Consider the following 23,528-nt stretch of genomic DNA (forward strand, 5'->3'; position numbering starts at 1 on the left):
GTGAAAAAGTTAATAATTGTTATGCTAGTAGTTTGTTTCTCATCAACTTTTTTAATAGCTGCAGAAAAGTCAAATAATGAAAATTGGAATTATGGGCGTTATGTAAAGTCTTTAAATGCTCAGCCAAAAGATTCAAATATCATCTCTAAAAGAGATATTGATAGAAGGGCTTACTACTATATGCATCTTGAAGAAGAAAAACTCTCAGAACAAGCCGCAAAGAATAGAGCACTTAATGAGTTAATAACCGAAAAAGCTTTAGAAGAAAAAGCTAAGAGCAAAGGCTTTACTGTTGATGAAGAAGAGATAAATTCCTTAATTGAGTTTAATATAAAAACACTTGAAGAAAGTGAAAGACGGGATGAGGTTTATGCCCAAATTGAGGGAATGGGAATTACAGTAAGAGAATATTATTCAGAGTATGCACGGGAAGCATTTTACGGAAAACTGTTAGAAAACAAATTGTTCGAAGATGTAACTAAGGATTATGAAAATCCTGCAGATAAAATTAAAAAATGGAAAGAGGAAGGGGAGAAAACTGTAAAAGAATTCAAAGTGAAAAATAAAGAAAAAATAAAAAAAGTTAAAGAAAAAAACAAAATAAAGTAAATTTAAGAGAAAAGCCTTCGATTGGAGGCTTTTCTCTTGTTCAATGATTTTATTTAAACAGATAATGTTATAATAAGAAAACACTTTCAAATATTTAAGGAGGACCCATGAACAAATCTTTTTTAGTAATAATAATATTATTATTATCTTTTAATCTGGCGGGCTGTGGCAATTCACTTGAGAAAGAGGCAAAGGAACTTAGGGATGATGAGTTGCTTGTAAAACACTGGCAAGTGTTATCTGATGAAAAAAAGCTATCTCTTATTAAAGATATGCACACAGAGGAGCATTTTAATGTGGATTACACTGGGGTTGAAAATGATTTTATAATGTTATATGATGGAGGGTTTCGTAATACACCATATTATGATCATAATCTTAAAAAAGCTATGAAAGAATATCATGAGAATAGGGAGATAACAGAAAAAAGCAAGTAGTGAGGGATTCTCTATCCAATAACATATTAAAATAAAAGAAGGAACATTCAGACTAAACTGATGTTCCTTCTTTAACTTGGCTTTTAAAAGCATCTTCAAAGATCACTAAATTTATCATTGTGGAAATATAGATGTGATAACAAATAAAAATAGAATAGTGTAGAAACATTCTGCACATAAAAACTCTATAACTATTTTTCTGGATCCTATTCTATATATATTGGTTGCCCTCAGCTTCCCAGTGGCATCTGTCATTATTGTAGGTGCCTGTTTCTTCTTTATGTTAGGTAATTCTGAAAAGGCTGGGTCATCGATTCAGAATGCCGGGCTTGGTTATGTGCTAATACAAGTGTCTCCACTCATTCTTAATGTGTTGAAGCAAGTGGGGAACGCTGTATGAAAAAAAGCCCTCTCAGTCGAGAGGGCTTTGCAATGTATATGATTCTATAAAACTCCTGCTAATTTCAATTGGAGGGCAGATAACATTTTTTGTTGATCGGTTGTAAGTTTACCAACTGGTCCTTCTAAATCAATTTTTAGAAATGGTTGAGAGGATGCCAATCGTATTAAGGAATCCTTCTTGATGAAATTACCGGTATCTGGTTCGATCTCTAAGTCTGTGTCTCTTTTCATATTAACCGCTGTTGAGAGAGGAGCAGCATTTAGGGTCCAAACGTTTTTATCTAAGTTAGCACTACAATGTTGGGTGATAACGATCATTCTTTTATGGTGATATGTTCTATTTACAATTTGGCTTTCAGGGAAGTTTACAAGTTCGTCTTTTACTTTGTAAATTTCCCCGAAGTGAAACTCCCTATCATCTTTAGCGTTTATTCCCCTTCTACTTGCTGGCATACTTTTTCTACCCTTTCCCTAAATATTGCTAGATCATTAATTTCGTCAGTGATTGTTCGATTATATTCTTCATCTGATCCGCGATTGCTTAAGTCAAGTTTCTTTGCAATATCCCTAATTTCACTAAAGTCGAATAAAGGACTGGCTTCTTCTTTGTTTTTAGACATATCAAGAACCCTCCCATAATTTTTCGAATTTTCTTCTTCAAGTTGCAGAACTTCTAGCATAGGTTTAGTACAATATGCTAAATCAAGAAAACTCTTCAGGTCTTTATTTGATAGTCTTTCCACAATTTCGTCAGCGATACCTAGAGCGATAGAATTAATCTCTGACTCAATCTGTTCGTCTTCTTCTAATAATGAGAACTCAAAACCATATCCTCCAGAATGTGTGTAACCGGTTTCATCAATTAAACCAAGCTGACACAAGTGGTTTTTAGCCTCATAAAAGTCAGTGTCAAATGGGCCGTTGTAGTCTCGCTTATATCTAAGACCACTATATGATTCACCGTAAGATTTATGCCATTCACAATCAAGAAGGTAAACAGCTTTTATTAGCATTGTTCTACCTAATTTTTGTGGAAAGTTCTTTATGAAATAATACATTACCTTTTCAAGATTATTCATTTTATGTTTTCCCCCAAGTACTTACATATAATCTTTTATTTTTGTATAATAGTAAGTTTAACTTCTATAAACCATAACAAAATTCCTTGTTTTTGGAAAGACGATTTCAGAAGATATTTGTGAACATTTTACTTTTCAATTATTGTATCGGCAAATGTCCTGCTTTCATTAATTATCAACCGAGGGAAATTAAACTCTTTTAATCAAGGTGAAAATCTGGACCGAAAAGCACCGAAATTTTCATTTCGACCCCAATCCGACCCCAAACAGATAAAATCACCCGTGTTTTAAATCGATAGACAAAAAATAAGGAGCAAGAATACCTTGTTGCTTCAAGGTTTCTCGCTCCTTATTGGTTACGTCCCAGGCAAGATTCGAACTTGCGACCTACAGCTTAGGAGGCTGTTGCTCTATCCAGCTGAGCTACTGGGACACAGGAACTTATTATAAAGCCTATCAATTCGAAGGTCAATGATCTCGCTTCGGAAAACTATTAAAAAAATATTTCAAATGGAAATATTCATAGATTTAGGGGACAGGCATAGTATATAATATAAAACGTAATTATTACGATTACCCAAAAGGAGATAAAGGATGAATACTTTACGAATGTGGAGCCAGGACCTGATCGGAATCTTGCTGTTTATTCTTTTTATAGGTCTGTTTCTGGCTGGCGACAGATTGACAGGTTTCTTGCCGGATGCAATGTTGAGTTCCGGTTTTTCCAATATGACAACGATCTTCTTGAGCATACTGCTTGAAGCCATTCCGTTCATCTTGATTGGTGTCTTTGCGTCGGCTGTCATCCAAGTTTTTGTAACGGAAGACATGCTGCAGAAGCTGGTACCAAAGCGGCATCCTTTTTTGGCACTTGTGCCTGCCGTTTTTGTTGGAGCATTGCTGCCTATATGCGAGTGTGCAATTGTACCGGTAGCGAGAAGGTTGATCAAAAAGGGAATTCCGGCGCATTTGGCAATTGTCATTATGGTCACAGCTCCAATCCTCAATCCGATTGTGCTGGCCTCTACATATTATGCCTTCCAAAACAACCTGACGATCGTTTATGGACGAATGGGACTTGCGTTCATTGCAGCTCTATTTATAGGGGCGCTGCTCTACAAGCTTTATGGAACTAAAGACGCCCTTCGCCAAGAGAAAATAGAGCATCACCATCACCACCATCATGATCATGGACCAAAAAATAAAATCATGGAAACGATCGTCCATGCAAGTGATGAATTCTTCGATATGGGTAAGTTTTTAATCATCGGTGCCTTCATTGCTGCCTTATTTCAGACATTTTTGGACAGAGAAATTTTGACTGCAATCGGAACAAATGAAATTTTTGGGCCTGCTGTCATGATGAGTTTTGCTTACATCGTCTCATTATGTTCAGAAGCGGATGCGTTTGTTGCTTCTTCATTCGGTACTTTATTTACTTCAGGTTCGCTGCTCGCCTTTTTAGTCTACGGACCGATGATTGACTTTAAAAATACATTACTGATGCTGGCTTACTTCAAAAAACGTTTTGTTTTGCTATTTATCGTGGTTGTCACCGTAGTGGTATATGCTTGTGCTTTGTCATTTCAGCTACTAGTGGGATAGGAGGTCCTTATTGTGAAAACTGTTCAGTTCCATACTTATTTAAGAGGAATTATTTTAATTGGATACGCATTGCTGATCCTCAAGCTTTTCCTGACCTTTGATATGGGGAATTTTGTTGCAGGGAAGATGCATGGTTATATGTATTTTGCTCTTGGGGTTTTTATCTTCCTTGGAGCCATCCAGATTATCAGGGGGACTTCTTCGTCCCAACAGGTTCATCAGTGCGGATGTGACGCTCATGAGCTTCCAAAAGGATTCCTGAAGACCACAGTGGTATACAGTCTTTTCATCATTCCGGTGGTGTTGGGCTTTCTGCTCCCTGACAATCTGTTGGACAGTTCGGTCGCCGCTAAAAGGGGAGTGAATATTGGAAACAGCATGTTCACTTCCCCGCCTTCAACAGGGAGGGAAGGGGTTATGAAAGAGAGCGGAAAAGAAAGCGAAGGAAAACCCCTTTCTTCAAATGAACCTGAACTTCAAAGCTATGAGGATTTTCCGCTTGAAACAGATTTTGATAAGCTCACGGAAATTGTTTATGAAAGAGAAAAGGTATTTGTCAGGGATGAACAATTCATACAAACGCTCAGCATTATCGATGAAAATTTGGATGATTTCGCTGGCAAGGAAATTCAATTGACCGGCTTTATTTACAAAGATGAAAGTTTTGTTGAAAACCAGGCTGTTATTTCCCGTTTTACCGTTACCTGCTGTGTCGCAGATGCGGGAGTATATGGGTTGCTGACCGAAGATGACGATCTTGCTGCATTAGAACCTGATACATGGGTGAATGTGAGTGGAGTCATTGAAAAGATCGATTTTCATGGCAACTTGATGCCGGTCATTACTAACCCGGTTTTTGAAGTAATTGAAGCACCTGAAAATCCTTACGTAGAAGAATTCTTTATTAAGGTAGAGTAATATATTTAAAACCATCGGAAGCTCTTTCCGATGGTTTTTTAGTGGGTTATGATTCATTTTTACGGACAAGCTTCTTACGATCCGATGATTGTGGCGGCTCTTCCAGCCAGCCGTTTTGCACCATGATATCGAAGCCGCTTTTTGCCAGTCTTCCCGTTTCCAGTGCCAGTCTAAAATAAGTGCTGCCCACATCAATCCTCATGCTGGCTGAAGCAGAAATCCCGTAATTCCCCATACCTGCATTCATAATCAATGTAACCATGAACATCATCAGTTTTTCGGAAAAAGCAGGCGTGGTGGAATTGCGGACATTGGTATCCCAGGACATCGGCGCTTGCATATCATTGTCCACCAATGTTTTGCCGAATGTTTTAATATGTTTTTGAGCCACTTCCTGTGCTCTCACCATAAAATCTTTTACATCTTTGGAACTTGCCATTTGAGCAAAGCTGGTCGTCAGCATACTGCCAAGTAAATTGGTTTCTGTATTCATAAATAGATGTGAGACTTCTATGGCATTTAATGGCCTTTTTTCTGTAAAAGGATTCAGGCTGGCACTAAAATAGTTTTTTTTGTCTACAAATTCGGTTTTATCAGGGTAAGCAATATACGGAGGCCTTACTAAAATTCCTTTCCTTAATGCTTCAGCAGTGGTTTTATTATACAAGTCACTGGTGAATTGCAGACATCCTTGAAAGAACTCTACAATATCTTTCCGGACCGCAAGAGATAGAGCCCCGCTGTATGTAATCATGCCGACTTTGGCCATCTGTCTCATGAACATCAAGAAAAAAGTATCTTCATACATTCTTGGAACATTCGGATTCACATCTTCCTCAAGGGAAAATCCGGCCGGGATTGCGATTTGTTCTTTCCTATAGAGTCCTTTAATGAACTCAATGTGTTCCAGAGAAGCCTTTTTAGTAAGATGAAGAAGAGCCTTGGTTTCAGGGTCTTCGCATTTTGTTAAAAAATATTCAATGATGCAAAGAGAAGAAGTATCATTTTGATAGGTTGTCCATAAGGTCGCTAACTCACCTGAGGTCAATTTGGTATCGGAATGGGTTGACATAACCGGCCTCCTGAAGATTAGACGTTTTGTGTTAGTATTGGTTGAATAGGGAAATACATGTACATAGAATAAAATTTTTCACTAATAATAACTACAATCCAATTTAAATGGAGTTGCCTGATTTCCGCTCCAGGTGCGCGACTCCGCGGGGCGGGCGGTGAGCCTCCTCAGCTTCGCCTGCGGGGTCTCACCTGTCCCGCTAATCCCGCAGGAGGTCGCACACCTTCCGCTTCAATCAACAGAGTTTCTATATTTCATCGAAAGCTTGATTGTCTTGAACTAAAAATATGTTTCTAGTTAAACCTAAATAACAACAGCAACTAACAAATCCCCAAAAAACACACGAAACATTTTTATTTGCATACGATAGGGGGGTATAGTAAACTCTTGGTAAGGGAGGTGACGCAATGGTATCGAACCCGGAAGAATTCCTTGAAGTCGATTCATGTTGCTCATCAGATCAAGACAGGAAGAGCCATCATTCCGATAAGGTGAAAAACAACCTTGTTACAAGGCTGAATCGAATTGAGGGGCAGATTCGCGGAATTAAAAGACTTATTGAAAGTGATACTTACTGTGATGATGTCATTACACAAATATCAGCCACACAATCTGCAATGAACAGTGTTGCTAAAATCCTGCTGGAAGGCCATATGAAAACATGTGTACTCGAGAGAATACAGGAGGGCGACACTGAGGTTTTGGATGAAGTAATGATTACAATACAAAAATTAATGAAAAAATAAGGAGATGTTGAGAATGAAAAATATCACATTGAATGTAACCGGCATGTCATGCGGCCACTGTGTAAAAGCGGTTGAAGGCAGTGTAGGGGAACTTCAGGGAGTTAAGTCTGTAAAAGTCCACTTGGATTCCGGAAAAGTGGATGTTGCATATAACAGTGATGAGGTTTCAGTGGAGACCATCAAAGAAACGATTGATGACCAGGGCTATGATGTCCAATAAACAGCCTTAGAGCGTGCCTTAACGGCGCGTTTCTTTTGCACTATTATATACCCTATATAGGTATAAGGGGGATTGGGCCATGAGTGAAAAAATAACAGATATCAATTATCAAGTAACAGGGATGACCTGTGCTGCGTGTGCCTCCAGGATTGAAAAAGGATTAAAAAAGATGGAGGGTGTGAAGGAAGCAAATGTCAACTTTGCTTTAGAGAAAGCGTCTGTCAAATTCGATCCCAAAGTTACAGCTCCACAAGATTTTCAGCATAAAATTAAAGATCTCGGCTATGATGTTGTCATGGAGAAAGCAGAATTTGATATCACAGGGATGACGTGTGCTGCCTGTGCCACTAGGATTGAAAAGGGATTGAACAAAACAGAAGGAGTCTCCAATGCGAATGTCAATCTGGCTTTAGAAAAGGCAACCGTAGAATACAACCCATCTCTTGTTGCTCCAACGGATTTGATAAAAAAAGTCGAAAAGCTTGGATACAGCGCAAGAGAGGCAGCTGAGAAGAATCCTGAAGAGACAGCCGATTACCGGGAAAGAGAGATACAAAAGCAGCAAGGAAAGTTTCTTTTCTCTCTCATTTTATCCCTGCCGCTACTGTGGGCAATGGTCAGCCATTTCGAGTTCACATCTTTCATCTATCTGCCGGAGATGCTTATGAACCCGTGGGTTCAGCTGGCTCTTGCTACACCCGTTCAGTTCATAGTAGGAAAGCAATTCTATGTGGGTGCTTATAAAGCATTGAAGAATAAGAGTGCAAATATGGACGTACTGGTTGCTTTAGGAACTTCTGCAGCCTACTTTTACAGCCTGTTCCTTGCAATTCAATCCATCGGGGCCAACGAGGGAATGACAGAACTTTACTTTGAAACCAGTGCGATTTTGATTACCCTTATTATTTTGGGTAAATTGTTTGAAGCCAAAGCCAAAGGGAGATCCTCTGAAGCAATTAAAAAATTGATGGGACTTCAGGCGAAAACGGCTACTGTCTTTCGTGAAGGAAAAGAGATGGAAATTCCTCTCGAAGAGGTAACCGTAGGGGATATTGTATATGTCAAGCCTGGAGAGAAGGTACCGGTCGATGGAGAGGTACTCGAAGGCAGGTCGGCACTGGATGAATCCATGCTCACAGGTGAAAGCGTGCCTGTTGATAAGGCGGCAGGAGATGAAGTCATCGGTTCCACGATCAATAAGAATGGGTTCTTGAAAATTAGGGCAACCAAAGTCGGCAGGGACACTGCATTGGCGCAAATTATTAAAGTAGTAGAAGAAGCTCAAGGGTCCAAAGCACCTATACAGAGAATGGCTGACCGCATTTCAGGTATATTTGTCCCAATTGTTGTCGGGCTTGCGGTCATCACTTTCCTGATTTGGTATCTATGGATCGCGCCAGGAGAATTTGCAGAGGCATTAGAGAAACTGATAGCGGTATTGGTAATTGCGTGTCCTTGTGCTTTAGGATTGGCTACGCCGACGTCGATTATGGCAGGTTCCGGGCGTTCGGCAGAATTCGGGATCTTGTTTAAAGGCGGGGAACATCTTGAAACAACCCATGCCATAACAACAGTGGTCTTAGACAAAACAGGGACAGTTACAAACGGAAAACCTGTTTTGACCAACGTCCTGACTGGACCGGAGATCGATGAATCTGAATTCCTTGCTCTGGTTGGAGCAGCAGAGCGTCCTTCAGAGCATCCTTTAGCGGTTTCGATTGTCGATGGCATCAAGGAAAAGGGAATTGAAATTCAAACAGATGCCCAGTTTGAGGCTATTCCAGGCTTTGGTGTAGAAGCAATAATAAATGAGCAGAAGGTGCTGATTGGTACAGAGAAATTGATGGACCAAGAAAATATAACCATTGAAGAAACAGTCCTCCAAATCAAAAATGAATTGGAACGTGAAGGGAAAACGGCGATGATTGTAAGTATTGATGGGCAATATGCTGGATTGGTTGCAGTAGCAGATACGATTAAAGATACTTCTAAACAAGCCGTTAAACGCTTGAAGGATATGGGGCTTGAAGTCATCATGATGACGGGAGATAACCGCCAGACGGCCGAAGCGATCGCTAAGGAAGCTGGAATCGACAACGTGATTGCCGAGGTCCTTCCTGAAGGCAAGGCTGAAGAAGTGAAAAAGCTGCAAGGCCAGGATAAGAAGGTGGCAATGGTTGGAGACGGAATCAATGATGCACCGGCTTTGGCAATCGCCGATATTGGAATGGCGATTGGCACCGGGACAGATGTCGCCATGGAAGCAGCCGATATCACCTTGATCCGGGGAGATCTGAACAGTATCGCAGATGCTATCTTCATGAGTAAAAAAACAATCCGGAATATCAAACAAAATCTGTTTTGGGCGTTCGCTTATAATACGTTAGGGATTCCGATTGCGGCTATTGGGCTTCTTGCTCCATGGCTCGCAGGTGCAGCCATGGCATTCAGTTCAGTCTCTGTCGTTTTAAATGCATTGAGGCTGCAAAGAGTCAAACTGTAGGAGGATCGCATTATGAAAAAGTGGGTTATTTCGGCTGTTGTCTACTTACTATTGGTGACTGCAGGCTATACGGTATATGCGCAATTTAGTGAAGTGGATAGTGAAGGTACTGAGACTCATGAACCTGCTCATAAGTAATGATTGGAAAGGACACACAAGCCAAAAACGGCTTGTGTGTTTTTTGATTCTTACTTTGTATAGTTCAAATCCCAAATAATACCGTAGGGATCTTCCACTTTGGCATATTTTGCTCCCCAGAATGTGTCCTGGAGTTCCATATGTACCTTGCCTTTTGTAATTAAACGGTCATAAACCTGCTGGATTTGTTCCTCACTTTCAAATTCCAGTACTAAAGAGATATTGTTTCCTGTCTGAATCTCATGCCCCGGGAATGTGTCGGATACCATAATCAGAAGATCTCCCTTTTCAAAGCGCGCATGCATAACCTGATCATCAATTTCCGGTGGTGTAGGGTAAGCAGCTTCACCAAACGTCTGCAGTCCTGCTACTTCCCCTTCAAGAATTTCTTTATAGAACTCTAGTGCTTCTTTGGCCTTGCCATTGAACGTAAGATAAGGTGTAGCTTGTTTCATTTCTAACACTCCTTCATGAATTGATTTCAACATTATTATAAACAAACAACGGAAAATAAACAAGAACATTTGTTCTGTTTTTAGAAAAATATTCCTATGCTTGTTCTGTGTTTAGTAAGATAGAAGCATGAGAAATTGTAATGGGGGATTAGCATGAAAAATAAGCGATGGTATAGAATGTGGAAAGTTTTATCGATGGCTTTATGGATTTTCATCAAAGTGTACTTGTACAAGGTCACCAAGAAACCAGTTGCAGAAAAAGAGAAGATGTGGGAGGAGGTTGGAGTACGGTTTCGGGAGACGCTGTTTGAGTTGGAAGGACTGCTGATAAAAGTCGGGCAGCTGTTAAGCATTCGTTCAGACATTTTGCCCAAAGGATTCATTAAGCAGATTGAAGATCTGGTTGATAAAGTTCCTCCTGCATCCTGGGATGAAATTAATGGAGTCCTTCAGGAGGAATGGGGAGCTGCCCCGGAAGAAGTACTCCTTGCAATCGAACCTATAGCAGTTGCTTCGGCATCGATTGGTGAAGTGTATCAAGCAAGGATGAAAGATGGCAGGAGGGTGGCTGTTAAGGTCCAGCGTCCGGGGATTCAATCCATCGTTAAAACTGATTTTCGCTCACTTTCCATTATTATTTGGTTTGCCCGCTATCTGGCTCCCGTACCAAAAGGCTTTATCAATTTTAAAATGTTGTATAAAGAATTGAAAGAGGTTATTGAAAGAGAGCTTGATTTTGTAAAGGAGAGAGAGACTGCAGAGCTTTTCCGAAAAAGGTTTCAAGGGCTTGCTTATTTGAAAATCCCTGAATTTCATGAAGAACTATGTACGTCGAGGGTGCTCGTCATGGAGTGGGTGGACGGCGCGCGTATAACAGATAATGACTTCATAGCTGAAAATGCCATTGATCGTGACAAGCTCGCCCGCCGGATTCTTAGTGTGTTTTTTCCACAAAGGCTGGAATCCGGGGTGTTTCATGCTGACCCCCATTCAGGGAATGTCCTGTTAAAAGAAGATGGCAGTATCATTCTCCTTGATTTCGGAATGGTTGGAGAAATTACAAAGGTAGATGCTGAAAATCTTCAAACTCTCCTAGAGGCCATTCTGGTGAAAAATTACGAAAGGGCAGCCAGGACTTTCTTGGATCTGGGTTTTTTGCTGCCCGGTGCGGATTTGAAAATGATTGAAAAAATGCTGAAAGAAGTGTTGTCCATGGATTTCGGCAGTTTACAGGAGATGGATTTGTTTGCCCTGAAAAAAGAAATGAATGATATGGTTCGTTCACTGCCTGTCCAAGTCCCGACACGGTTCGTTTTTTTAGGGCGTTCTTTTGCAACAATAGAAGGCTTGATATACAATGTTGTGCCCGATGAAGACCTGCTTGATGTTGCCAAGCCTGTTTTTATGGAATGGCTGAGAGAAAACGGAACAGGCAAATGGCAATTTGTTTTGAAATGGCTGGGATCACAGCCGTTTATGAAAGGGTTCAGTTACCTTACAGAGCTTATCGAGGCACCTAAAAAGCTGATGGAACAAAAAGAACTGCTGCAGCATCGAGATTTTCAATTTGCACTCTATGAAAATCAAAAAAAGAGGCTGAGTTATTTTGTGTTAGCGGGTATCGTCGGGACAGGTACGGGGGCATACATGGAGCTTAGTAGTGTATGGATTATATCAGTGGGGATCGGATTGATTGCTGCTATCCGGTTTGCGATGGTGAACTGGAAGCAGGAGAGGTGGATGAAATATATTAAGGCAGGAAGTTAAGGGCTGCGGTGACCGCAGTCTTTTTGGACTCTTTTCTAACAAATTGTATTTTGAACAAGGAACACTTAAAAGCCGTCGAGAGTCCGAATCGATGCTGCATTCGGACAGAAAGGTTCCAAAGGGAGTAACCAGAGTCCGAATCCGTGGATAATTCGGACAGAAAGACACGGCGGAAGCCGTCGAGAGTCCGAATCGATGCTGCATTCGGACAGAAAGGTTTCAAAGGGAGTAACCAGAGTCCGAATCCGTGGTTAATTCGGACAGAAAGTGCCCGCGGAAGCCGTCGAGAGTCCGAATCGATGCTGCATTCGGACAGAAAGCTTCCAAAGGGAGTAACTAGAGTCCGAATCCGTGGATGATTCGGACAGAAAGTGCCCGCGGAAGCCGTCGAGAGTCCGAATCGATGCTGCATTCGGACAGAAAGGTTCCAAAGGGAGTAACTAGAGTCCGAATCCGTGGATAATTCGGACAGAAAGTGCCCGCGGAAGCCGTCGAGAGTCCGAATCGATGCCGCATTCGGACAGAAAGGTTCCAAAGGGAGTAACCAGAGTCCGAATCCGTGGTTAATTCGGACAGAAAGTGCCCGCGGAAGCCGTCGAGAGTCCGAATCGATGCCGCATTCGGACAGAAAGCCTCTAAAGGGAGTAACCAGAGTCCGAATCCGTGGTTAATTCGGACAGAAAGTGCCCGCGGAAGCCGTCGAGAGTCCGAATCGATGCCCCATTCGGACAGAAAGGTTCCAAAGGGAGTAACCAGAGTCCGAATCCGTGGATAATTCGGACAGAAAGGCACCGAGGAAGCCGTCGAGAGTCCGAATTGGATGCCGCGTCTGAATCCAGCAGACAAGGGCCCATCACCAGCACAAATAAATAACATAAAAACCCCCCGGCAAAAGCCGGGGGCAGCTAACTAATTTAACCTATTCATAACTCTCTTCAAGTTCATCAATCAGCGAGCCGACGTAGGAGACGGCTTCGCGGATGTTATCAGGATTGGACATATCAATACCTGCTTTTTTAATCAGTTGGAGTGGCTCGAGGGTGCCTCCTGATTTAAGGACATCCAGCCAGCGGTCGACGGCAGGTTTCCCTTCTTCGATAATTTGTTTGGAAACGAGTGTGGAAACAGTTAAGCCCGCTGAGTACGTATATGGATATAGTCCCATATAGTAGTGAGGCTGTCGCATCCAGGTCAAGCTCGCTCCTTCATCGATTTCGACGTCGTCACCCCAGAAGCTCTCCAGAATATCAGCTTTCAACTCAGAAAGCACGCTTGCTGTCAGCGGTTCTCCATCTTCAACCAGATCATACACCCTGCGCTGCAGCTCGCCCTCCAATAAATGAGTGACAAAGTTGTGGAAGTAAGTTCCGAGCAGCTGGAGAATGACCCAGCGTTTTGTACGCTTATCATTTTCTTGCGAAAGCAGGTAATGGCCGAGAAGCATTTCGTTCATTGTAGACGGAGCTTCTATAAAGTACCTGGATGGACGCGTATTGGTCATTCGCTGGTTTTTCCCGGCCAGATAAAAATGGCCTGCGTGTCCGAGTTCGTGGGCAAGGGTGAAGGTCCCTCTCATTGTGTCCGGCCAGGTCATGAGTACGTAGGGGTGCGCACCGTAAGGGCTGGAACAGAAAGCACCGGTGGATTTCCCGACATTATCGGCATAATCGACCCATCCTTCTGAAAGAGCTTTGTCAATCATCTCACAGTATTCCTCTCCCATGACTTGCAGTGCTTCCTTGACGGTTTCGGCTCCTTCTTCGTAGCTGGTTTCCATTTTGAAGTCAGGATCGAGCGGCGCCTTCAGGTCTGCATATGTCATTTTGTCCAATCCGAGTTCCCGCTTTTTCAGACTCGCAAATTTTCTCATATGCGGGACAAGTTCTTCCTGGATGATGTCCAGCTGGTTATAGTACATCTCTTTCGTTACCTGCTGGGGAGCAAGAAGCATGTCCGTGACAGAGTCATAGTTGCGGAGCCTTGCTGTGATGACTTCCTGGTTGACTTGGGTTGCATAGGCGGCTGCAAAAGTATTTTTATACTGTTTTAACGTTGAAACGAACGATTCAAATGAGTTTCTTCGGACAACTGCTGAAGGAGAATTGCTGTATTTTCCTTCATATAAGGCAAAGGATAAAGGCATTTCCTGTCCTTCCTCATCGGTAAATGGATCGAACTGCATATCCGACAGTTTTCCGCGATTGTAAATGTTATAAGGTGCAGAGAATACGGAGCCCAAAGCTGCCAATGTTTCTTCGGTTTCTTCTCCAAGACTATGCGGTTTTCTGTCCTGCAGATCGGTCAAATATTTCTTGAAAGACTGCAATCCTTTTTCTTCTTTGAAAAATTTGTTTAGTGTCTCTTTTGGCAGAGCGATGATTTCTGTTTCCACAAAAGCAAGGGAAGCGTTGACCCTTGATCCAGCTTCTTCTGCTCTGGCTGCATCTTTCTGGCTTGATGTATCCGTGTGGTCGACGGTTTGCTTTAAGGAAGCGTAGGAAGCCACCAGGTTGAAGCGCTGCATAAGTTTTTCTTTTGCCTCAAGACATTGAAGGAGATTGCTGCCGCTGTGATCCAGGCGGCCCTTGAATTGTGCCACTTCCTTTACTTCGTTTTGCACAGCTTTCAGCTCTTTTTCCCAAACTTCCCTTGATGAAAAGATATCACTTAAATCCCATTTTTGTTTGTCTGGTACATCTTGGCGTTTAATACGGTCGTTTTTATTCCCCATTGGAAAGCCTCCTTATCTAGCGTTCATTCATATAGGTTAATACCACATCTCACTCACGTTAATCTTTGGTGTCATTATAGTTAGAATTGTGAAATAACTTGATTAGTACAAGCGTAACACAGATTATCGTTAATAGAATGGATAAAAGGCTTCTCAACAATCATTAATATTTTGTATAGAGTGTGTGCGGGAAGTATAAAAAAGTGTCACAAACCGTATAGTCCATTTATATAATGTTGGCATTAGGAAACTTTTGTGTTCTTAGTTAATGTCCAAAGTATGAAGAAAGTTTGCAAATGGAGAAGAATGACCCCCTAATTTCACTACAATAGATAAAAATGGTTGACTGCCAAGTTGTGTGGGGAGTAAAATGTTTGCCAAGGTAAACTTTTATTGTTTAATCCATATTCACACACTGGGTATACCAGCAGCTATAGTCGTTTCAACTAAAAATTTACAGTAAACTTTACAACTATAAATGGAATACGGGGAAGATAACAACAACGAAATTACAGGAAAAGAGGGGAATGGTTATGGAAGGAAATCTGCTTCTGGCCTTCGGTTTGACATTGATGGCAGGATTAGCAACCGGAATTGGAAGTCTGCTGGCTTTCTTTACTTCACATACCAATACACGGTTTCTTTCTGTCACTTTGGGATTTTCCGCAGGGGTCATGATTTATGTCTCGATGGTCGAGATTTTTGTAAAAGCAAAGGATGCTTTAACTGGTTCCCTTGGATGGGAAGTAGGGAACTGGATAACAGTCGTCAGCTTCTTTGCCGGAATGCTTCTGATTGCAATGATTGATAAACTTATTCCGAAACAAGGAAACCCGCATGAATTGAAAACAGTTGAAGAAATGAGCGGACCCCAAAAAGGCGTCGGGGATCCGGCTTTGTTAAAAATGGGAACATTTACAGCTTTGGCAATTGCTATTCATAACTTTCCGGAAGGGATTGCCACCTTCACGTCTGCCCTCCAAGACCCTGGTCTTGGAATTGCCATTGCAGTCGCGATCGCCATTCATAATATCCCTGAGGGAATTGCAGTAGCGGTGCCTGTGTATTTTGCAACAGGCGACAGGAAGAAAGCGTTCAAGTTGTCCTTTTTATCAGGGTTGTCTGAACCGGTAGGCGCGCTTGTCGCATATTTAATCTTAATGCCGTATTTGAATGATACAATGTTCGGTGTCATCTTCGCCGCAGTAGCGGGCATCATGGTATTTATCTCACTTGATGAGCTGCTCCCTGCAGCCAAGAAATACGATGAAACCCACTTGCCGATATACGGCTTGATCGCCGGAATGGCTGTAATGGCTTTGAGTCTGCTGTTGTTTATATAGAGAAAAAGTCTTGAGTCATCGACTCAAGGTTTTTTCTTTTTTCAGGTAGAATATTCGCTAAAAAAACCCCTTTACAATTTTAAAAGCGAGGAGTAATATATCCTTCGTAATAGAATAATCGCTGAATCTTTTTGAGCGGGGGAACCAATTTTTTTGGGGTGAATCCTTTGATGTGCCAAAGGTAGGGTTACCTTTCATGACCCGAATCCGTCAGCTAACCTCGTAAGCGTTGTGAAGGAGATATAACTTGTGAATCCAGACCACAGGCTTATTTCCTGGTGGTCTTTTTGTTGTGGCTTTTTAAGATATTCCCTTAGAAATTCTGCTTTACATAAAAGAACTTAATGAAAACTTCTGCAGAGGTTATTCTAATTAACAACAGGTCATTGGAGGAATCATTCATGAAAAAACAATTTGCAGTTATTGGACTTGGCCGTTTCGGCGGAAATCTGGTCCGGGAATTGAGTATGCTCGGTGCCGATGTACTGGCGATTGACATTAATGAAGAGGTAGTGGAGAAGTATCGTGACGTAGCGGAGCATGCCGTCAGGGCAAATGCCATGGATGAGAACGTAGTCAGGGAGCTGGGGTTAAGAAACTTTGATCATGTTGTCGTCTCTTTTGGTGAAAATATCGAAGCGAGCATCCTGACAACACTGCTGCTGAAAGATATGGGTGTCAAGGAAGTTTGGGTGAAGGCATCAAGTACTTATCATCAAAAGGTCCTCGATAAAATTGGAGCCGATAAGGTCATTCATCCGGAACGGGATATGGCGAGAAGGATCGCTCATCATATAACATCTGAGAAAGTCATTGATTTCATCGAATTGTCGAGGGAACACAGTATTGTGGAATTGGTGGCATCAAACAAAGTAGCGGATAAGACGCTGATCGACCTTGATGTACGTGCCAGATTCGGATGTAATATCATTGCCATCCAGCGAGGAGATGATATTATCGTTTCACCTGCAGCTGATGAATTGATCCAAAAAAATGATTTACTGATTGTGATTGGAGATAATCGCGACCTTAACCGGTTTGAAAAAGAGGGAATCTGACCATGGGGAGAAGGGTTTCGAATTTCAAGAGAACTTCGATTAAGCTTAGCCCGCCCCAGTTGCTGTTAGTGATATTCATGTTCTTTATTCTATTGGGAGCAGCATTGCTGAAGCTGCCTTTTGCCACAACTGAAAACTCCATACCAAGTTGATGCTGGCTGGTACACTGGTCATTAACATCGTGGCGATGCTGGTTATTTTCGTTCTCGAATTCAATAATCCCAGGACATTAGCAAACTTGCCGGCAATGGGAAAGGTGCTCGGGGCTTATTTTCAGGCAGTGAGCCCACGGACAGCAGGATTCAATTCTATTGATATAAGCGGCTTGGAGGATGCTACCGTTATATTTATGGTTCTCCTGATGTTCATCGGAGCAGTAAGTGCTTCTACAGGCGGGGGAATCAAATTGACAACATTTTTGGTCATTACCTTTTCGGTTTTTGCCTTTTTACGCCAAAGAAAAGAAATTCGCGTTTTCCGCCGTAAGATAGATGAGACATATATTTATAAATCACTTGCCATATCGATGATAAGTGCCGTGCTGGTTTTTACAGCTATGTTTCTATTGACGATAAGCGAGAAAGGCACACCATTTATCCAGATTCTGTTTGAAGTGGTATCAGCCTTTGGGACTGGGGGCTTGTCGATGGGCTTGACCTTTAATCTGTCGGAGATTGGAAAGTGCATCATAATCTTTGTGATGTTTGCCGGAAAGCTTGGTCCGCTCACCCTGGCCTTTTCACTTGCAAAGCCCGGAACCGATAAGATCAGCTATCCAAAAGAAGATATATTGACAGGTTAATATAATCATAATGGGCTGGGATAGCCTAAACACTTTTAAGGTATTTTCATAGGATATTATTGAGTGATGAAAAGCTCAATAATCATTCTGGAGGTGTCTGATTATGCCATACGGATATGGATATGGTTGTGGCGGCTACGGCTATGGCGGTGGCTACGGCGGCGGCTATGGCGGTGGTTTCGCTTTAATCGTTGTTTTGTTTATTTTGTTGATTATTGTTGGAGCTGCTTTTGTATACTAAGCATAAACCAAAAGACACTAAATAAATGTTTGAGGAAGTTTCTCCAAGTGGAGAAACTCCTTTTTCATTTAAGGGGACTGTCCCCCCGCTTCTTTAAATTGGTAAAGGCCCAATGTTGTTACTCATCGTCCCCGCTTATCCTGATTGCAGGGGTATTGTTGTTTACATAGGATGGAACGACTTCTTCCAGGATATCATGTTTATTTTCATAGAAGTCTTCCTGAATTTTCATGTTCGCTCTTGTTGTTTCTTCATCCATTGCGATTTTTCTCTTCATTAAATATCCATCCTAATCTCGGTCGCTTTTGTCATTTTGGTCTTTGTTGTGCTTGTTGCCTTTGCTGTTGTCACCGGCAGCTATCTCGCGGGAAAATTCAGCCTGATTATGGCCTGCATGTGGCGAGTTCTGGTTTCTGCTTCCTTTATTGTACTTCTTCGTCATGCTTACCACCCCTTTGAAATTGGTATCCAATACATCAATAGTGTGGCTTTTGCAGCAGTGGATTATTCTGCCCATTAAAAAGAGCAGCCACGTTATCAGGCTGCTCTCATTAGAATTATTCATTATTTTGAAGGAACTCTCTTACCTGATCTGGTGTTTTTGCATTGGCACTGTGAAGGTGCCCGGTTTTTTCTCCATCCTTGAAAATCAGCAGGCTTGGAATGCCCATTACATCATAACGGTCTGCAATTTCAGGAAGTTCATCCTTATTGAGTTCATACCATTTATACTGACTGTATTCCGCAATGATTTCATCAATGAACATATTCATGCGTGTACAATCAGGGCACCAGTCAGCGAAAAATTTAACGATGACAGGCTGGGATTGGGAAATAAGTTCTTCGAATGTCTCTTTATTTTGGATCGATTGCATTGTATGGACCTCCTTAGTATGACTTCATTGTATTTTATTTCAGATGGCCTGTAAAAAAATCAGCTCCGAGCACATTATTAGTTGACTTATTAGAATATGCTAAAATAGAAGCAGTCAGCATATTCTGGAGGGATAAAATGAATCAGCCTCGTGTCCTTGAACAACAAAATGTCATAGATGAACTGGTATTTGAAATCACTGAAAAAGTATTTCTCAGCCATCCGCAGCTCGAAGCAACGTATGGAGAAAAAGGCAGGGCTCAAACCGTCACTGACCTGCAGAAGCATTTTCATCATTTACAGACAGCGTACCGTCTTCAAGCCCCAAGCCTTTATGTTGATCATGTAAAATGGCTGAATAACGTCATAAGTTCCAGAGGGGTAGACAGTGGCTTTTTACAAACGGGTTTAGTTGTAATGAAAGTTGCACTGAATGGAAGGCTGCCTGCTGAAAAGGAGAGGTTTTATCGTGGCTGCCTCAGCGAAGCCATTGTTTGGCTTCAGAAAAACAGTCTTTGATTCAAGAGAGCAGGAGCGAGCTATTCAACAGTTCCTGCTTCAAGAATCTCCACATCGGCCTTGACTGAAATATCCGCCTTTGGATATTGCTGTTCTTCCCATCTTTTGAAGTCAAAACCGCGGATGCCGTGTTTCTGCCGCTGGCCCAATCCCATTGGGTCGATGCCAAGGTCTTGGAACCTTTTTAGCATGCTATTACATTCTTCTTCAATATCCTTTTTCATCTGCTCCTCAATTTTTTTTACTTTGTCCAATGTCAGTTTTTTTCCGGTATATTCTTTAATGATGCCTCTCAATTCCACGTCTACCTTAATCTTGACGGGATCAGCCTGATGGTCGATACTTATGGAATGCTTAGACCTCAAACTGTTTATTGAAGCCTCAACTTGTTTCCCTGACTCATCTTTTTCCCCATTAAGCTTTACGACCTGGCTGCCCTCACTGTATTTATCGGATAGCAGCTTAAAAAAGAACATTTTGTCCTGAGGTATAGTATCAATCATTTTATCTTTTTTAAAAAGGACGATTCCTTCCAGCTCAAGTGTATGGTCATTCACTTTATTTATTATAGGAAGGTAAGGGGTATGTCCTTCTTGGTAGTAAGCAAAGAGAAATAAGTGGAGATTAGTTTCAGAAAGATCTCCTCTTCTAATATTATGTTCGACAAGACTGGAAATATAGTCAGAATTACCCTCAATTCCATAATTCCCTTTTAATAATTCACCGGCATTTCCATTAGTAATTAATAGGAGCACTCTTGCTCCAATGCTCGCATCCCTCTGCATGGAATCCGCTACATGGAGGATTCCTTTTTTGGCCAACTCATCTGATATAATAACGACTTCCAGACTCCCGCGGACCAGTGGTCTTTCAGACTTCTTTTCCAATCGGTTGAAGACTTCCCGTGTGGACAGGGCAGTAGCTGAAAGTGTGATATTTTCAATTTTTTTGTCTGCCATGTATCTAAGAAACAAGGCCGTCCCTGTAATTGTATGTTCCCCTTCGACATCAAATCCTTTTGCGGTTTCAATATTGAGGTCATCAAGAATCTCACTTTGGACACAACCTGCAAGAAACAGAGGAATACAGGCTGCAAATATTAATTTCTTCATTTTTTCTTCACCTTCTTCATTATCAATATCATGAAGAACAATAGAGGAATAAATCCAAAATTAAGATAAAACCCTACTTTGCTCGTAATGTCATTTAATGTATTGATTTGATTTCGGTCCATCAGAAAACTTGCAGCGGTTACACAAACCGCCGACAAAATGATCAGGCTCTTTCTTTGGCTAAAATGGAATGATCGTTTCGCGATTCTGCTGCCGCACCATAGTGCTATACATACGTTTGGTAGAATAATCAGGCACCAATTGGCAATTCCGATATATTCGAATCTTTCCACAAACGGCATTTCTACAATTTTCCACATAGACAGCGTAGCCCAAACCGTCTTTTCCAATTGTTTCTCACTGAAAAAAGCAAAGGTAATCAGTGCGAGTGCTGTATAGGTGAAAGTAGATAAAAGCAGCCCTAAGTGAACCCACTTCTTTGATTTGTTACCGTCTTTCAGATAGGGATAAAAGACTATAAGCGTTTCAAATCCCAAGAAAGTGAGGGTCATATCTCTGGTTGACTTTACCATGTCCATTAGAGAGTGATCAAAAACAGGAAGAATATTCCTGAAATCAGCGTAATTAAAAGTGAAAGCGAAGGTAAAGACCAAGTATGCAGGGAGAACTGTTCCGAAGAAGGCGGCCCCTGCTACAGTCCTGAGACCTCCGTTGACGATATAAATTACAAGCATCATAAAAAGGATTGAAAAGAACAAGGTACTCAGTCTGGGATACATCCATACTTGGACCACTTCAATATAGGATCTGAGAACTGCTACTGCGGCTAAGCAAAAGTAGAGCAGAAAAAGAAAGTCAATTGCCTTCCCTATCCACTTACCGAAAGCAAGTCGATTGGCCGCTACAATGTCACCGCCGCTTGTTTGAACAATTTTGAAAATGATGAATACGACAACATGTGTTAAGGCGCCGGCAATAATGATTGTAATCCAGGCATCATAGCCTGCACTTCCCGAAATGACTCTTTGGTAACCGAGAACCCCCACTCCAACCTGGATTGAGTGGATAAGGAAAAAAGCTATGAAGGGAGAAATTTTTCTGTTTTCAGGAATAGTTTGCATGATCTGACCTCCGCCTTCTATTCATCAATATCAAGTTTCTTTTTCCCCTCTTTGCGCCTGAACCTCTTCGGTTTTTGGGTGCGTAAATATTGTGGTCTGCTGCTTTGAGTGTGGAAAGGGAACCTAATGACAGCATCCTTTAAATCATACAGCCGTGGAGGATATAACGGTTCTAAGAACGGCCTTCCGAGAGAGGTCAATCTTAGAAGATGCGCCATTAACAGGCAAAAACAAAAGACGATACCCAATAATCCCCACAACTGAGCGAATATCAGAAATGGAAAACGCAATATCCGGATCGTGTTACCCATTTTATAAACCGGCGTTGTAAAGGAAGCCAGAGCTGCCAATGCAACAAGAATCAACAGTACATTACTCGTCAGGCCTGCTTCCACGGATGCAGTTCCGATAACGATCCCGCCCACGATACCGATTGTCTGGCCGACCTTGGTTGGCAGCCGGGCTCCTGCCTCCCGCAAAAGTTCAATTGTTAACTCCAGGAATAAGGCTTCCAAAATCGGGGGAAGCGGAATTTCCTGTCTTGAAGTGATAAGGGTCGCCATCAAGTCCTTCGGTATAAGTTCATAATGATAGGTGAGCGCTGCTACATAAATAGGTGTGATTAAAATAGAAAAGGCTACTGCAAATACCCGCACAAGCCGGAAAAATGAAGCCACAATATAATTTAAAAAATAATCCTCATAAGCACTAAAGAACTCAACAAGTGTGGTAGGCCCGATTAACGCATGCGGCGACCCATCAGAAAGAACCAGGACTTTTCCTTCAACGAGAACAGAAGCAGCCCTGTCAGGCCGTTCTGTGTCAAGAAGCTGAGGGAAAGGAGAGTTAGCGTTATCGGCAATCATCTGTTCAATAAATGAACTATCGTTGATTTGATCGAAATCAATTGCTTTTAGACGCTGCCTCATCGTTTGGACATTCGTATCATCGGCAAGGCCGTCGATATATAAGAGGCAGGTCTTGGTATGGGTAATGCGGCCGATACTGTACTCTTCAATAATGAGTTCTTTAATGGGAATTCTTTTCCTTAAGAGATTCAGGTTTTGATCGATTGATTCAACAAAAGCCTCTTTGGGGCCAACAACACTGAACTCCACCTCAGGCTGAGAGACATTCCTCACCACTTCTTTTTGAGCAGCGATAAAGGCAAAACGGTTCTTTTCATTTTCAGTCTTGATCAGCACATAGCCATTTAACAGCTTCTGTTCAATCTTGCTTTCATCATCACTTAATTGAATATCTGTGACGGGTACGAGCATTTTTATTTCTTCAAGTTTCGTAAAGTTTTTGCTGAGTAAAGAAGGAAGGACATCCTTCTGTAAAATATCTTCATCGATCAAGGTAGACATAAAATTCAAGCCGAAGCGGAGATCGGTATCTTCGTTATAATAAAAAATCTCCTTATAGTCGCCTGATTTACGCGCAGCCTTTTCAAACGCTTCCTGCGTTCGTTTCTTTTTCGTATCATCAACATTATTTTTGCGTTTAAATAAAGAAAACATAGCTTTCACCCGGCTTTTCAGTACTCTACTGGTAGTGTTTCCGGTTTGCGGGGAATTATGAAATTTATGGTGAAAGTTATAGGGAAAGTAAAATGGCTTTGCGGAGCTATTTAGTTAGCTAACAAAAAGAGTAGATTGATTTCCGCTCCAATCAAATTTTAAACTAAATAACAACATTATTAACTAACAAAGCCTGAGGGTGAAATTCAGAGTCTACATTTCGCAAGAGCTTGGTTTCAATGCATTTTACAAAGGCTGTTATATACAAAAAAAGCCTGCCGATACCGGCAGG

At 41.7% G+C, this 23,528-nt stretch carries 25 protein-coding genes, 1 tRNA gene and 1 riboswitch; of the genes, 14 read left to right on the top strand and 12 right to left on the bottom strand.

Annotation, left to right across the window (positions count from 1 at the left end; genetic code table 11):
- Together M1E09_RS02985 and M1E09_RS02990 are read left to right on the top strand one after the other, a co-directional pair.
- The gene (locus M1E09_RS02985; protein WP_456273406.1) at positions 1 to 609 is read left to right on the top strand and encodes a SurA N-terminal domain-containing protein; all 609 of its coding nucleotides are present in this window, start codon (positions 1 to 3) and stop codon (positions 607 to 609) included.
- A 107-nt stretch (positions 610 to 716) separates the two neighbouring features.
- Positions 717 to 1,046 (top strand): hypothetical protein, encoded by a 330-nt coding sequence (locus tag M1E09_RS02990; RefSeq protein WP_456273407.1) that lies wholly within the window; start codon positions 717 to 719, stop codon positions 1,044 to 1,046.
- 444 nt (positions 1,047 to 1,490) lie between these two features.
- Here M1E09_RS02990 and M1E09_RS02995 read toward each other — a convergent pair whose 3' ends face one another.
- From M1E09_RS02995 to M1E09_RS03005, 3 genes are all read right to left on the bottom strand, one after another.
- Positions 1,491 to 1,901 (bottom strand): hydrogenase, encoded by a 411-nt coding sequence (locus M1E09_RS02995; protein WP_456273408.1) that lies wholly within the window; start codon positions 1,899 to 1,901, stop codon positions 1,491 to 1,493.
- Positions 1,877 to 2,527 carry a hypothetical protein gene (locus tag M1E09_RS03000; RefSeq protein ID WP_456273409.1) on the bottom strand — a complete coding sequence of 217 codons (651 nt, stop codon included), beginning with the start codon at positions 2,525 to 2,527 and terminating at the stop codon, positions 1,877 to 1,879. The genes M1E09_RS02995 and M1E09_RS03000 overlap by 25 nt, the downstream gene beginning before the upstream one ends.
- Positions 2,528 to 2,886: 359 nt before the next feature.
- Positions 2,887 to 2,960 (bottom strand) — tRNA-Arg (locus tag M1E09_RS03005).
- Between the two features lie 161 nt (positions 2,961 to 3,121).
- Here M1E09_RS03005 and M1E09_RS03010 point away from each other — a divergent pair.
- Together M1E09_RS03010 and M1E09_RS03015 are read left to right on the top strand one after the other, a co-directional pair.
- Positions 3,122 to 4,132: a permease gene (locus tag M1E09_RS03010; protein WP_456273410.1), complete on the top strand. Its 1,011-nt coding sequence runs from the start codon at positions 3,122 to 3,124 to the stop codon at positions 4,130 to 4,132.
- 12 nt (positions 4,133 to 4,144) lie between these two features.
- Positions 4,145 to 5,050, top strand: coding sequence for a TIGR03943 family putative permease subunit (locus M1E09_RS03015; protein WP_456273411.1), 906 nt, complete (start codon positions 4,145 to 4,147; stop codon positions 5,048 to 5,050).
- Positions 5,051 to 5,096: 46 nt separating this feature from the next.
- On the opposite strand, the gene M1E09_RS03020 is transcribed toward M1E09_RS03015, so the two are convergent.
- Positions 5,097 to 6,122, bottom strand: coding sequence for a DUF3231 family protein (locus tag M1E09_RS03020; protein WP_456273412.1), 1,026 nt, complete (start codon positions 6,120 to 6,122; stop codon positions 5,097 to 5,099).
- A gap of 407 nt (positions 6,123 to 6,529) precedes the next feature.
- On the opposite strand from M1E09_RS03020, the gene M1E09_RS03025 reads away from it, so the two are divergent.
- The 4 genes from M1E09_RS03025 to M1E09_RS03040 all read left to right on the top strand — a co-directional run bounded on the left by M1E09_RS03025 (position 6,530) and on the right by M1E09_RS03040 (position 9,729).
- Positions 6,530 to 6,868, top strand: a complete 339-nt coding sequence (locus M1E09_RS03025; RefSeq protein ID WP_456273413.1) for a metal-sensitive transcriptional regulator — start codon at positions 6,530 to 6,532, stop codon at positions 6,866 to 6,868.
- Between the two features lie 13 nt (positions 6,869 to 6,881).
- The gene (copZ, locus tag M1E09_RS03030; protein WP_456273414.1) at positions 6,882 to 7,088 is read left to right on the top strand and encodes a copper chaperone CopZ; all 207 of its coding nucleotides are present in this window, start codon (positions 6,882 to 6,884) and stop codon (positions 7,086 to 7,088) included.
- A 79-nt stretch (positions 7,089 to 7,167) separates the two neighbouring features.
- Positions 7,168 to 9,591 (top strand): heavy metal translocating P-type ATPase, encoded by a 2,424-nt coding sequence (locus tag M1E09_RS03035; protein WP_456273415.1) that lies wholly within the window; start codon positions 7,168 to 7,170, stop codon positions 9,589 to 9,591.
- 12 nt (positions 9,592 to 9,603) lie between these two features.
- Positions 9,604 to 9,729: a hypothetical protein gene (locus tag M1E09_RS03040; RefSeq protein ID WP_456273416.1), complete on the top strand. Its 126-nt coding sequence runs from the start codon at positions 9,604 to 9,606 to the stop codon at positions 9,727 to 9,729.
- A gap of 50 nt (positions 9,730 to 9,779) precedes the next feature.
- Here the strand turns inward: M1E09_RS03040 and M1E09_RS03045 are convergent, their stop codons facing one another.
- Entirely contained in the window at positions 9,780 to 10,184 is a 405-nt protein-coding gene (locus M1E09_RS03045; protein ID WP_456273417.1) for a VOC family protein, read from the bottom strand.
- A 153-nt stretch (positions 10,185 to 10,337) separates the two neighbouring features.
- On the opposite strand from M1E09_RS03045, the gene M1E09_RS03050 reads away from it, so the two are divergent.
- Positions 10,338 to 11,951, top strand: coding sequence for an ABC1 kinase family protein (locus tag M1E09_RS03050; RefSeq protein WP_456273418.1), 1,614 nt, complete (start codon positions 10,338 to 10,340; stop codon positions 11,949 to 11,951).
- Positions 11,952 to 12,870: 919 nt separating this feature from the next.
- On the opposite strand, the gene pepF is transcribed toward M1E09_RS03050, so the two are convergent.
- The gene (gene pepF, locus M1E09_RS03055) at positions 12,871 to 14,682 is read right to left on the bottom strand and encodes an oligoendopeptidase F (RefSeq protein ID WP_456273419.1); all 1,812 of its coding nucleotides are present in this window, start codon (positions 14,680 to 14,682) and stop codon (positions 12,871 to 12,873) included.
- Between the two features lie 533 nt (positions 14,683 to 15,215).
- Between pepF and zupT the strand changes: the two genes are divergently transcribed.
- From zupT to M1E09_RS03075, 4 genes are all read left to right on the top strand, one after another.
- The gene (zupT, locus tag M1E09_RS03060) at positions 15,216 to 16,025 is read left to right on the top strand and encodes a zinc transporter ZupT (protein ID WP_456273420.1); all 810 of its coding nucleotides are present in this window, start codon (positions 15,216 to 15,218) and stop codon (positions 16,023 to 16,025) included.
- Positions 16,026 to 16,134: 109 nt separating this feature from the next.
- Positions 16,135 to 16,269: riboswitch (cyclic di-AMP (ydaO/yuaA leader) on the top strand.
- 157 nt (positions 16,270 to 16,426) lie between these two features.
- Positions 16,427 to 17,083 (top strand): potassium channel family protein, encoded by a 657-nt coding sequence (locus M1E09_RS03065; protein WP_456273421.1) that lies wholly within the window; start codon positions 16,427 to 16,429, stop codon positions 17,081 to 17,083.
- Positions 17,084 to 17,234: 151 nt separating this feature from the next.
- Positions 17,235 to 17,885, top strand: coding sequence for a potassium transporter TrkG (locus tag M1E09_RS03070; protein ID WP_456273422.1), 651 nt, complete (start codon positions 17,235 to 17,237; stop codon positions 17,883 to 17,885).
- Between the two features lie 103 nt (positions 17,886 to 17,988).
- The gene (locus tag M1E09_RS03075; protein ID WP_119544898.1) at positions 17,989 to 18,126 is read left to right on the top strand and encodes a YjcZ family sporulation protein; all 138 of its coding nucleotides are present in this window, start codon (positions 17,989 to 17,991) and stop codon (positions 18,124 to 18,126) included.
- A gap of 118 nt (positions 18,127 to 18,244) precedes the next feature.
- Here M1E09_RS03075 and M1E09_RS03080 read toward each other — a convergent pair whose 3' ends face one another.
- The 3 genes from M1E09_RS03080 to M1E09_RS03090 all read right to left on the bottom strand — a co-directional run bounded on the left by M1E09_RS03080 (position 18,245) and on the right by M1E09_RS03090 (position 19,001).
- Positions 18,245 to 18,403: a hypothetical protein gene (locus M1E09_RS03080; RefSeq protein ID WP_456273423.1), complete on the bottom strand. Its 159-nt coding sequence runs from the start codon at positions 18,401 to 18,403 to the stop codon at positions 18,245 to 18,247.
- A gap of 12 nt (positions 18,404 to 18,415) precedes the next feature.
- Entirely contained in the window at positions 18,416 to 18,568 is a 153-nt protein-coding gene (locus M1E09_RS03085) for a hypothetical protein (RefSeq protein WP_456273424.1), read from the bottom strand.
- Positions 18,569 to 18,683: 115 nt separating this feature from the next.
- The gene (locus M1E09_RS03090; protein WP_456273425.1) at positions 18,684 to 19,001 is read right to left on the bottom strand and encodes a thioredoxin family protein; all 318 of its coding nucleotides are present in this window, start codon (positions 18,999 to 19,001) and stop codon (positions 18,684 to 18,686) included.
- Between the two features lie 137 nt (positions 19,002 to 19,138).
- Between M1E09_RS03090 and M1E09_RS03095 the strand changes: the two genes are divergently transcribed.
- Entirely contained in the window at positions 19,139 to 19,519 is a 381-nt protein-coding gene (locus M1E09_RS03095; protein WP_456273426.1) for a hypothetical protein, read from the top strand.
- Between the two features lie 20 nt (positions 19,520 to 19,539).
- Here M1E09_RS03095 and M1E09_RS03100 read toward each other — a convergent pair whose 3' ends face one another.
- Genes M1E09_RS03100 through M1E09_RS03110 form a run of 3 tightly spaced genes read right to left on the bottom strand, consistent with a single transcriptional unit; the run spans position 19,540 to position 23,236 of the window.
- Positions 19,540 to 20,631 (bottom strand): Ger(x)C family spore germination protein, encoded by a 1,092-nt coding sequence (locus M1E09_RS03100; protein WP_456273427.1) that lies wholly within the window; start codon positions 20,629 to 20,631, stop codon positions 19,540 to 19,542.
- On the bottom strand, positions 20,628 to 21,713 hold the full coding sequence (locus M1E09_RS03105; RefSeq protein WP_456273428.1) for a GerAB/ArcD/ProY family transporter: 1,086 nt from the start codon (positions 21,711 to 21,713) through the stop codon (positions 20,628 to 20,630). Before M1E09_RS03105 ends, M1E09_RS03100 begins: the two co-directional genes overlap by 4 nt.
- A gap of 17 nt (positions 21,714 to 21,730) precedes the next feature.
- Positions 21,731 to 23,236 carry a spore germination protein gene (locus tag M1E09_RS03110; protein WP_456273429.1) on the bottom strand — a complete coding sequence of 502 codons (1,506 nt, stop codon included), beginning with the start codon at positions 23,234 to 23,236 and terminating at the stop codon, positions 21,731 to 21,733.
- Between the last annotated feature and the right edge of the window lie 292 nt (positions 23,237 to 23,528).

The sequence above is a fragment of the Bacillus sp. AK031 genome, assembly GCF_053903065.1.

What these genes read in the sequence shown, in the direction of transcription:
- M1E09_RS03065 (WP_456273421.1), top strand. Translation starts at nt 16,427, where the DNA reads ATGAAAAAACAATTTGCAGTTATTGGACTTGGCCGTTTCGGCGGAAAT.
- M1E09_RS03090 (WP_456273425.1), bottom strand. Translation starts at nt 19,001, where the DNA reads ATGCAATCGATCCAAAATAAAGAGACATTCGAAGAACTTATTTCCCAA.
- pepF (WP_456273419.1), bottom strand. Translation starts at nt 14,682, where the DNA reads ATGGGGAATAAAAACGACCGTATTAAACGCCAAGATGTACCAGACAAA.
- M1E09_RS02995 (WP_456273408.1), bottom strand. Translation starts at nt 1,901, where the DNA reads ATGCCAGCAAGTAGAAGGGGAATAAACGCTAAAGATGATAGGGAGTTT.
- M1E09_RS03075 (WP_119544898.1), top strand. Translation starts at nt 17,989, where the DNA reads ATGCCATACGGATATGGATATGGTTGTGGCGGCTACGGCTATGGCGGT.
- M1E09_RS02990 (WP_456273407.1), top strand. Translation starts at nt 717, where the DNA reads ATGAACAAATCTTTTTTAGTAATAATAATATTATTATTATCTTTTAAT.
- M1E09_RS03100 (WP_456273427.1), bottom strand. Translation starts at nt 20,631, where the DNA reads ATGAAGAAATTAATATTTGCAGCCTGTATTCCTCTGTTTCTTGCAGGT.
- M1E09_RS03070 (WP_456273422.1), top strand. Translation starts at nt 17,235, where the DNA reads ATGCTGGCTGGTACACTGGTCATTAACATCGTGGCGATGCTGGTTATT.
- M1E09_RS03085 (WP_456273424.1), bottom strand. Translation starts at nt 18,568, where the DNA reads ATGACGAAGAAGTACAATAAAGGAAGCAGAAACCAGAACTCGCCACAT.
- zupT (WP_456273420.1), top strand. Translation starts at nt 15,216, where the DNA reads ATGGAAGGAAATCTGCTTCTGGCCTTCGGTTTGACATTGATGGCAGGA.
- M1E09_RS03000 (WP_456273409.1), bottom strand. Translation starts at nt 2,527, where the DNA reads ATGAATAATCTTGAAAAGGTAATGTATTATTTCATAAAGAACTTTCCA.
- copZ (WP_456273414.1), top strand. Translation starts at nt 6,882, where the DNA reads ATGAAAAATATCACATTGAATGTAACCGGCATGTCATGCGGCCACTGT.
- M1E09_RS03040 (WP_456273416.1), top strand. Translation starts at nt 9,604, where the DNA reads ATGAAAAAGTGGGTTATTTCGGCTGTTGTCTACTTACTATTGGTGACT.
- M1E09_RS03020 (WP_456273412.1), bottom strand. Translation starts at nt 6,122, where the DNA reads ATGTCAACCCATTCCGATACCAAATTGACCTCAGGTGAGTTAGCGACC.
- M1E09_RS03105 (WP_456273428.1), bottom strand. Translation starts at nt 21,713, where the DNA reads ATGCAAACTATTCCTGAAAACAGAAAAATTTCTCCCTTCATAGCTTTT.
- M1E09_RS03110 (WP_456273429.1), bottom strand. Translation starts at nt 23,236, where the DNA reads ATGTTTTCTTTATTTAAACGCAAAAATAATGTTGATGATACGAAAAAG.
- M1E09_RS03080 (WP_456273423.1), bottom strand. Translation starts at nt 18,403, where the DNA reads ATGAAGAGAAAAATCGCAATGGATGAAGAAACAACAAGAGCGAACATG.
- M1E09_RS03050 (WP_456273418.1), top strand. Translation starts at nt 10,338, where the DNA reads ATGAAAAATAAGCGATGGTATAGAATGTGGAAAGTTTTATCGATGGCT.
- M1E09_RS03010 (WP_456273410.1), top strand. Translation starts at nt 3,122, where the DNA reads ATGAATACTTTACGAATGTGGAGCCAGGACCTGATCGGAATCTTGCTG.
- M1E09_RS03045 (WP_456273417.1), bottom strand. Translation starts at nt 10,184, where the DNA reads ATGAAACAAGCTACACCTTATCTTACGTTCAATGGCAAGGCCAAAGAA.
- M1E09_RS03025 (WP_456273413.1), top strand. Translation starts at nt 6,530, where the DNA reads ATGGTATCGAACCCGGAAGAATTCCTTGAAGTCGATTCATGTTGCTCA.
- M1E09_RS03095 (WP_456273426.1), top strand. Translation starts at nt 19,139, where the DNA reads ATGAATCAGCCTCGTGTCCTTGAACAACAAAATGTCATAGATGAACTG.
- M1E09_RS03035 (WP_456273415.1), top strand. Translation starts at nt 7,168, where the DNA reads ATGAGTGAAAAAATAACAGATATCAATTATCAAGTAACAGGGATGACC.